Annotated in this window: 8 protein-coding genes; 6 read left to right on the plus strand and 2 right to left on the minus strand. The window is 41.2% G+C overall.

Translation table 11 applies throughout. The features are described from left to right. Nucleotides 1-19 precede the first annotated feature (19 nt). The 6 genes from mutL (at nt 20) to JWQ85_RS11245 (ending at nt 7,236) form a co-directional block, all read left to right on the plus strand. Nucleotides 20-1,876 carry a DNA mismatch repair endonuclease MutL gene (gene mutL / locus JWQ85_RS11220; protein ID WP_299467916.1) on the plus strand — a complete coding sequence of 619 codons (1,857 nt, stop codon included), beginning with the start codon at nt 20-22 and terminating at the stop codon, nt 1,874-1,876. Nucleotides 1,877-1,903: 27 nt separating this feature from the next. Then, nucleotides 1,904-2,620, plus strand: a complete 717-nt coding sequence (locus JWQ85_RS11225) for a rhomboid family intramembrane serine protease (RefSeq protein ID WP_299467917.1) — start codon at nt 1,904-1,906, stop codon at nt 2,618-2,620. A gap of 27 nt (nt 2,621-2,647) precedes the next feature. Continuing rightward, nucleotides 2,648-3,529, plus strand: coding sequence for a rhomboid family intramembrane serine protease (locus tag JWQ85_RS11230; protein WP_299467920.1), 882 nt, complete (start codon nt 2,648-2,650; stop codon nt 3,527-3,529). Beyond that, complete coding sequence (locus JWQ85_RS11235; RefSeq protein WP_299467922.1) at nt 3,519-4,631, plus strand: endonuclease/exonuclease/phosphatase family protein; 1,113 nt, start codon at nt 3,519-3,521, stop codon at nt 4,629-4,631. The genes JWQ85_RS11230 and JWQ85_RS11235 overlap by 11 nt, the downstream gene beginning before the upstream one ends. Before the next feature lie 45 nt (nt 4,632-4,676). Further along, nucleotides 4,677-6,167 carry a cysteine--tRNA ligase gene (cysS, locus tag JWQ85_RS11240; RefSeq protein WP_299467924.1) on the plus strand — a complete coding sequence of 497 codons (1,491 nt, stop codon included), beginning with the start codon at nt 4,677-4,679 and terminating at the stop codon, nt 6,165-6,167. Between the two features lie 202 nt (nt 6,168-6,369). Further along, entirely contained in the window at nt 6,370-7,236 is an 867-nt protein-coding gene (locus tag JWQ85_RS11245; RefSeq protein WP_299467926.1) for a DUF4440 domain-containing protein, read from the plus strand. A gap of 9 nt (nt 7,237-7,245) precedes the next feature. Here JWQ85_RS11245 and JWQ85_RS11250 read toward each other — a convergent pair whose 3' ends face one another. Continuing rightward, nucleotides 7,246-8,208 (minus strand): MoxR family ATPase, encoded by a 963-nt coding sequence (locus tag JWQ85_RS11250; protein WP_299467928.1) that lies wholly within the window; start codon nt 8,206-8,208, stop codon nt 7,246-7,248. Between the two features lie 3 nt (nt 8,209-8,211). Further along, nucleotides 8,212-9,594 carry a peptidylprolyl isomerase gene (locus tag JWQ85_RS11255; RefSeq protein ID WP_299467930.1) on the minus strand — a complete coding sequence of 461 codons (1,383 nt, stop codon included), beginning with the start codon at nt 9,592-9,594 and terminating at the stop codon, nt 8,212-8,214. Between the last annotated feature and the right edge of the window lie 226 nt (nt 9,595-9,820).

Here is a 9,820-nt window from a genome sequence, read left to right on the forward strand (position 1 = left end):
GAGAAGGGAAAGATTTTTAATGCCAGATATAATTCAGCTTTTACCGGATGCCGTAGCCAACCAGATTGCCGCGGGCGAAGTAGTGCAGCGACCTGCATCCGCAGTAAAGGAATTGATAGAGAATGCTATAGATGCCGGTGCCGATAAGATTCAACTGATACTTAAAGATGCCGGAAAATCACTTATACAGGTTATTGATAATGGCTGTGGTATGAGCCTTACCGACGCGCGCATGTGTTTTGAACGCCATGCTACGTCAAAAATTAGAAAGGCCGAAGATCTTTTTGCTATCCGTACCATGGGTTTCAGGGGCGAAGCCATGGCATCTATAGCCGCCATTGCGCAGGTAGAACTAAAAACCCGCAGGCATGAAGATGAACTGGGTACCTGCATCGTGATAGAAGGATCGGAAGTAATTAGCCAGGAAGCATGCTCGGCCAATACCGGGACATCCATATCTATCAAAAACCTTTTTTATAACACGCCTGCCCGCCGTAACTTTTTAAAAAGTAACCCGGTAGAAATGCGCCACATTATCGACGAGTTTCAGCGGGTGGCCCTGGCTAATCCGCAGGTATTTTTAACCATGCATCACGATGGACAGGAGGTTTACCACTTGCCGGCATCGGCCATGAAACAACGCATTGTGCACCTGTTTGGTAATAATTACAACCAGCGCCTGGTGCCTGTTGAGGAAGAAACTACCATTATAAACCTGCGGGGATTTGTAGGCAAGCCCGAGTTTGCCCGTAAAACCCGTGGGGAACAGTTCTTTTTTGTAAACAACCGTTTTATAAAAGATGCTTACCTGAACCATGCGGTGCTCACAGCTTTCCAGGAATTATTGCCTGATGAAACCTTCCCGCTGTATGTGCTTTTTATAGATATTGACCCGGCCAAGATCGATATTAACGTACATCCCACAAAAACCGAAATAAAATACCAGGACGAGAAATCTATTTACGCTATTATCCGCTCGGCGGTTAAACGGTCGCTTGGTAAATATAACATTACCCCAACGCTTGATTTTGATCAGGAGAACAGCATAGGCCACCTTATCACGCAAAAACCTTTTGAGGAGATAGTACAACCAACAATTGCTTTTAACCCGAATTTTAACCCTTTTGCTGCCGAGAAAAAGGCAAGTGAGCGCGAGATTCCTTTTTTGCGGGATAGTAATAACCATCATACAGCCATCCCCCGTAACTGGGATACTTTGTATGAGATAAGTAAGAAAGAAGAAACCCTGCAACACCAGATACACGAGGAAAAAAGTATCCCGGTGAATGAGCAGGATATTACCAAAAGCAGCGAGAAACAGTTCTTCCAGGTGCATAACCGGTTCATACTTTCGCAGATAAAATCGGGCTTTATGCTGATCAATCAGCAGGCGGCTCATGAGCGGATTTTGTACGAACGGTTTTTGCAGCAATTGCAGAACCATTCGGGTGTTAGTCAGCAGAGTTTATTTCCGCAATCTGTCACACTAAACAGCAGCGATTTTGAGTTATTGAAAGAGCTTTTGCCCGATATTAGGGCGCTTGGTTTTGACATACGCGAGTTTGGCCGTAATACCGTTGTGGTTGAGGGCATACCCGCAGATATAAATAATGCCAACGAGCACGAGCTGCTGGAACAATTACTGGAAGGATTTAAAAACAACCTTTCAATTTTAAAGTTAGATAAGCGCGATAACCTTGCCCGTTCGCTGGCACGTAATGCCGCGCTAAAAGTAGGGGTAAAGCTATCAATGGAAGAAATGAACCAATTGGTAGACCAGCTATTTGCATGCCAAATGCCAAATCTGGCGTTAAATGGCAAGCCTGTAATTAGTACCTTTACCCTGAACGAATTAGCAGAACGATTTGAAAAATAGAGCTTAAACCATATACACATATATAAAATGCAATCACCATTTGCCAATATGCCGCCGGTTGTAAAAAACCTTCTTATCATAAACATCATATTTTTTATTGCCACTTATGCATTAGCTAAAATGGTAGACCTGGAGCATTTACTTGCAGTATATTACCCCAATTCGCCTTTATTTAAGCCTTGGCAAATTATAACCTACATGTTTATGCATGGGGGCTTTACGCATATCTTTTTTAATATGTTTGCCCTGGTTATGTTTGGCCCAATGCTGGAAGGTACTTTGGGTTCCAAAAAGTTTTTTAACTATTACTTTTTTACAGGTATTGGCGGTTTTGTTTTGTATATGATTGTACAAGCCATACAGGTATATTCAATAACCGGCGGGATCACTATACCACACCCCGAAATAGATAGTTCATACTTTATGTTTGGCGGCGGCCAGGAACAGGCTCAAAGCCTTTACAATTTATATCATATCCCAATGTTGGGTGCATCAGGTGCCGTATTTGGTATTTTGGTTGGGTTTGGGATGCTTTTTCCTAACCTGGAGATGCTGGTGATGTTTATCCCGGTGCCGGTTAAAGCTAAATATGTTGTTATGGGATATGTAGCAATAGAACTATTTACCGGGGTGGGCCGTTTTGCTGGTGATAATGTTGCGCATTTTGCCCACTTAGGTGGCGCATTATTTGGCTTTATACTTTTAAAGATCTGGGGCGTAAAAAGACCCAACAATTTTTATTAATAGCCGTTATAATCTTATATTTATAGTATGAGCACCCTGTGGCAAGATATTCAATACAAGCTGTTAAAATCGGGCAATAAGGTTAGCCTGCTTATTGGCATAAACGTTATTGTTTATTTAGCTATTAATGCTACTGCAATTATAGAACAGCTATTTACCGGATTTGGTAACAGTACAATTTTAGCCTATACAAACGAGTATTTGCTTTTACCCTCCTATCTTCCAAAGCTACTTTACCGCTTCTGGACACCCTTTACCTACATGTTTATGCATGCCGGTATTTTTCATATCCTGTTTAATATGTTATGGCTTTATTGGATGGGTCAGATATTTGAAGAATACCTTGGCAATAAACGCACCATAGGCCTGTATATATTTGGCGGCCTTGCCGGCGGTTTATTGTTTGTTGCCTGCTATAACCTGTTGCCTGCCTTTGCAAGCATAAACACGGCTGCAGGCGCTCCTTTGGTTGGTGCATCTGCAAGCGTAATGGCTATTGTGGTAGCCACGGCTACTTTGCTGCCAAATTATACTATCTCTTTAATACTAATAGGCCCTGTAAAATTAAAATGGCTGGTGCTGTGTTATGTGATAATTGATTTTTTAGGTATTGCAGGCAGTAATGCGGGTGGAGAAATTGCCCACCTTGGCGGTGCTTTATTAGGTTTTATCTACATAAAACAACTGCAACGAGGCCACGATTGGATAGGCTCTATTAGTAAACTATTTGAAGCAAAACCAAAAATGAAGGTGGTTAGCCACAATGGGCCGCAAAAAAAAGCATCAACCGTACCCCGGCAGGATGAAGTAGACCGCATCCTTGATAAAATATCGGGCAGTGGTTATGAAAGTTTAACCAAGCAGGAAAAAGAAACCTTATTCAGAGCAAGCAACAACAATGAAGGCTAAAAAAAGAAATTTACCCTTTATTGATAAAGTATTTTTGTGGATAAACTATTTGTTATGTCTGGCTTTGCTGTTTAGCTACCTCGCCCCGTATATCGACCCGCGCAAGTTTTGGCTTTTCGCTTTTTTCGGGCTGGCCTATCCACCTTTATTATTAGCTAATTTAGTAATAATGCTTTACTGGCTGCTGCGCAGGAGCCGGTATATATGCTTATCATTAGTAGTAATATTAATAGGATGGAATGTGCTGAAAAATAATGTTGGGATACGCCTGCCAAACAGCGAAAGTACAGCAACTAATCAAAAAACATTGAGGTTAATGACCTATAACGTGCACGATTTTAAACGTTACGGGGCTGGTAACGATATATCTACCAAGCACGAAATATTGGATGTTATAAAAGAGCAACAGCCCGATATAATCGGCATACAAGAATTTCTTACCCGTAAAAAGGGAGAATATGATATGCTGGATTCGGTTAACAAAATAATGGGGGCGGGTCATTATTATTTTGAACCTATAATGGCAAGTTCTAATGAATCAATAGGGATGGCAATTTTTTCAAAATACCCTATAAAGTCCCATGGGCTTGTGCAGCTATCATTTAAAGGAAGCGGTAACCAGTGTATTTATGTTGATGTTGAAAAAGATGGTAGTATGTTTAGAATGTATAGTGTGCACCTGCAATCTATCAGTTTTGACCCGCAGGATTATATTTACCTGGGCAACTTGTCATCAAAGGGCAAAACAGATATGACTGCTACCAAGCGCGTGGGCTGGAAACTGAAAACTGCTTTTCAGAAACGCAGCGATCAGGTTGTTATCATAAAAGATCATGCAAAAAAATGCCCTTATCCATATATTATATCAGGCGATTTTAACGACACACCATCATCCTTCGCGGTGAACCAGATGGCTAAGGGATTAAAAAATGCTTTCCGGGAGAAGGGGGCAGGGTTGGGGCGAACCTATAATGGCGCCTTCCCTAACTATCAGATAGATTATGTAATGACCAGCCCGCAATTTAATGTTACGGAATATAAGATCATCGAAAAAAAATTGTCAGATCATTATCCTTTAAGCACGGTACTGGTATTAAAATAACATCATCAAATTAAACTGCACGCCTAAAATTGTAAGTTTGCGCACATGGAACAAAAATTATTTGTTTACAACACCTTAACACGTAAGAAAGAAGAATTTATACCGCTAAACCCTGGTCACGTGGGTATGTACGTTTGCGGCCCCACTGTTTATAGCGATGTGCATATAGGTAACTGCCGCACATTTATTTGTTTCGACCTAATATTCAGGTACCTGTTACACCTGGGCTATAAAGTGCGTTATGTACGTAACATAACCGATGCCGGCCACCTGGAAAGTGATGCAGACGAGGGAGAAGACAAGATCTCAAAAAAGGCCAAAATAGCGCAATTAGAGCCTATGGAAATTGTACAAAAGTACACGGTAGATTTTCATAATGTAATGCAGGTATTTAACGCGCTGCCGCCAAGTATTGAGCCTACCGCAACCGGCCATATTATTGAACAGATAGAATTGGTAAAAGATATCCTTGAAAAAGGCTATGCATATGAGGTTGATGGTTCGGTATATTTTGATGTAGAAAAATATAATCAAACACAAGATTATGGCATCTTGAACGGCCGCAAGCTGGAAGATATGCTGAATAATACCCGTAACCTGGGCGGGCAAAACGAAAAACATGGCAAACTTGACTTTGCCCTTTGGATAAAAGCTAAACCAGAGCATTTAATGAAATGGCCATCACCATGGGGATTGGGTTTCCCGGGCTGGCATTTAGAGTGCTCGGCTATGAGTAATAAGTACCTTGGCCATCAGTTTGATATACATGGCGGCGGTATAGATCTAATGCCAACCCACCATACTAATGAGATAGCACAAAACGTGGCTTGCTGCGGTAAAAACCCAGCCTCGTATTGGTTGCATACCAATATGCTGACCACCAACGGGCAAAAAATGTCAAAATCATTAGGGAACAGCTTTTTGCCGCACGAATTATTTTTAGGTACTCATCCTTTATTGAAGAAAGGCTACAGCCCTATGACGGTAAGGTTCTTTTTTATGCAGGCCAGCTATCGCAGCACGGTAGATTTCTCGAACGAGGCTATTGAGGCTGCAGAGATCTTCTACAAGAAACTGGCAGAGTCTGCTAAAAAGCTGGTAACGCTTCAACAGAATGCGATAACGAGTGTGGATGAAGAAACCGATAAGGCGATAAATGACATTTGCAATGATTGCTACCACGGGATGAATGACAATTTTAATTCGCCTAAAACGTTAGATGCTTTAAACAATTTATCTAAATGGATCAATTCGTATTCGGGAGCTAACCGTAATTCGGGCGAAATATCAGCAGAAACATTTGATCGGATGAAGAAAACCTATAACGATTTCTTTTTTGATGTTTTAGGATTGAAGCAAGATGATAATGAAAACGCGGATACCGATGACCTGATGAACCTGGTTATAAAATTGCGTAACGAAGCCAAGACAAATAAGGACTACGCTACATCTGACAAGATAAGAGAAGGACTTAAAAGCATTGGTTTTCAATTAAACGATAATAAACAAGGCACTACCGACTGGATAAGAATTTAAAGTTAAGAAGTTAGCCTCACCCTGCCCTCTCCAAAGAAGAGGGGTTCAAACAGTACGAAGTTCAAGTCCTCTCCATTGGAGAGGATTTAGGTGAGGCTAAGTGGATAAGAATTTAAAGTTAAGAAGTGTTAAAACAATTTTGCCCGGGCTGGCTTTAGTTAAAATATATTAAATTGCCCAACCAAATCTATACTACGTTAACATGAAAAGATCATTATTAGCTGCTATTATATTATCAGGCTTTAGCCTTTCTGCCATATCACAAACTAAGGTTGAAGTGGGTACAGTTGTATCTGCCGAAGAAAATTTTAATAAATTAGTTGAACGCAAAGGCATTAAAGACGGCTTTTTAGCGGTTGCCGATGCTGAAGGAATTGTGTTTAAACCAAACGCTGTTAAAATAAACGATTTTTATAACGGCATTGATAAACAACCAGGCAAACTAAGCTGGCAGCCAAAACTCGCGCGGATATCTGCCAATGGCGATCTTGGCTTCACCGCGGGCCCATACGTTTACCAAAATGGTAAAACAGATGATGATAAAGTTTATGGCGACTATGTTTCTATATGGCGTTTGGATAATGCTGATGGTAAATTTAAACTGCTTGTAGACCTTGGCATACAACACCCGGAGCCAGAGCAGAATGTTGTTATCGATTTTAAAGAGCCTGATCTGTCAAAACAAAAAGCACCAAGTAAAGACCCATTTGCAGGAAAAAATATTTTGATGGCTACTGATAAAACCTTTAATCATTCGCTTTCATTATCGGCACTGGCGGCTTATAAAGAGTTTTTAAGTCCCGAGGCGCGTTATTACTTCCCCGGCTTTGAACCAATGACCGGTACTGATAGGATCTTAAAATTTTTGGATAACGAAGGCATTAGCATATCTGCCGAAACTGTAAACGTAGGCCGCTCAACAAGTAACGATCTGGCATACACTTATGGTACCGCCCGTATCAAAAAAGGAAATATTGTAAATAACTACAACTATGTACGTATCTGGGAAATAGATGCTAACCACAGGTGGAATATGTTGTTGGAGATATTCTCTACAGTGGAAGACTAATCTGAAAGCTTAAAATAACTGCTCAATAATATCATTGGCCGAAAAGCCTTCGGCCTCGGCGTGATAGCTGCGTACTATGCGGTGGCTTAATATTGGTTTAGCCACTGCCTGCACATCCTCAATATCCGGCGAATACTTTCCGTTAAGCACGGCGTGGCATTTAGCCCCAAGGATAAGGAATTGTGATGCACGCGGGCCTGCGCCCCAGTTTAATAAACGTTTAACCTGCGGGCTTGCAAACTCGCTGTTCGGGCGTGTTTTTGAAACCAGCTTTACAGCGTACTCCAAAACATTATCGCTAACGGGGATATTCCTTACCAATTGCTGGAAGTAAATGATCTGCGTAGCGTTAAGTTGTTTATGAACAACCGCCTGCGTAGTACTGGTGGTGTTTTTAACAACCTGCAACTCCTCTTTAAAGGTAGGATAATCCAACGCCACATTAAACATAAAACGGTCCAGCTGGGCTTCGGGTAGCGGATAGGTGCCTTCCTGCTCAATTGGATTTTGGGTAGCTAATACAAAAAATGGTTTAGCTAAAGTATGCGTAACACCCGCCGCGGTAACCGATTTTTCTTGCATGGCCTCTAATAAAGCGGCCTGCGTTTTTGGCGGTGTACGGTTTATTTCATCGGCCAATATGATGTTAGAGAATACCGGGCCGCGTATAAATTTAAAGTTCCTGTCTTCGCCTAATATTTCCGAACCTATAATATCAGATGGCATTAGGTCGGGGGTGAATTGTATACGCTTAAAATCGAGGTCTAATACCTGTGCTACTGTTTGTACCAGCAGGGTTTTTGCTAGGCCGGGTACGCCAACAAGCAGGCAATGCCCGTTGCTGAAAATGGATATCAGTACAAATTTAATTACTTCATCCTGGCCAACTATAACTTTTCCTATTTCGGCACGAATTTGCTGATAGGCGTTCTTCAATGCATCGGCAGCCTCAACATCTGAGCGGTATTGCATACGTTATTCAGTTTTGGCTTGTGCGGTTGATTCGGCTGTTACCCATCCCTTTAATGGCGGACAAGATTGGTATTCAGCATCAATTTTAATGAAGGTTTCTTTACGGCGTTTATCAAACCATTGGCTAATAGTACGGCTAAGTTTATCGTTCATAGCGTCCTCCTTTAATTTGGCAAAATCTTGATCAAGGTTAGCCTTGTGCGCATTGGTAACCGATTTAAGGTATAAAATCTTATAGCTTTGTTTGCGGGTTTGCGGGTCGTTAAACAATTGTGGTTTTGAAATTGAACCCACTTTCATGGTATCGGTAAGTAATGCAACCTGTGGGTCAAGCTTATCTGTTGGGATATAAGTTGAGCGTGTTTGAACGTTATCCGCGTTCAGCATCATACCACCATTAAATTTTGTTTCTTTATCATCAGAGTAGAATGATGCAGCACTTGAAAAATCAAATTTCTTTACGGCCATCAGGGCGGTATAAACGCTATCGGCAGTGGTTTTTGCCCTATCTAAACTTGCCTGGGTAGTTACCGGAATAATTAATATGTGGCGTGCATGCACCTGTTCGCCACGGCGCTCTATCACTTGTAAAAAATGGAAGCCATTTTCTGTTTCAAACACAGACGATACCTCACCTGCTTTTAGTTTAAAAGCATTGGCGGTAAATTCCTTAACCATTGCTGTACGGTCAAAGAAGCCCAGGTCGCCACCTTCAGGCGCAGATCCCGGATCTTGCGAATACAACCTGGCCAGGGTAGCAAAATCTTCACCTTTTTTAACCCTTGCCCTTAAGTCTTCAGCTTTTTGCCTATAAAATTCTTTTTCTTCCTTGTTTAGTTTTGGAGAAAATACGATCTCGCCTACTTCAATTTCTTTGTTATAGGTAGGCAGGCTATCTTTAGACATCGCTTCGAAGTACTTTTTAACATCCTGTGGGGTAGTGTTTACCTTTTCGGTTATTTTTGACCTCATGCGCTGCGCAATTAAAGACTCCTTAATATCCGGGCGAAGCTCATCCTTATATTGAATAATCGAACGACCCAGGAACTGTTCTAACCTGTCCTGGCTGCCTGCACGTTGTATAAAGCTGCGCATACGGCGGTCAACCTCGCCATCAACTTCTTCATCCTTTACCTGCACGCTATCAATTACCGCTTGCTGGGCAAGCAACTTTTGAGTAAGCTGGTTTTGTAATATGATGCATTTGATATTTGGATTTGGTTGCTGGCCACTCACCAGGTATTGTGCATATTGCAGCTCGATATCTGATTGTAAAACAATACTGCTGCCTACAACTGCAGCAATTTTATCAAGTGTGCGTACCTGTGCCTGGGCAAATGACAGAAATATAAAAATATTTAGAATGGACAGTCCGATTTTTCTCATGTAATTGTTAAACTAATATTACGGATAATTTATCCGTTAAAAATGCAAATTTCGGTAAAATTTATTAATAATAATGTATAATTAACCTGTTGTGCGAATATGCTTATAATGCTTCAACAGGAATAGGTATTTTTGGTTAAATTATGTTAAATATGAAAGTTGATAATCCGCAGGCCTTCCGTTTTATAATGCAGGATGAAATTTATTTACTGGATAAAGATAAAGG

Origin of the sequence: Mucilaginibacter sp., assembly GCF_028288105.1 — a bacterium.
In the GTDB taxonomy this organism is placed as follows: domain Bacteria; phylum Bacteroidota; class Bacteroidia; order Sphingobacteriales; family Sphingobacteriaceae; genus Mucilaginibacter.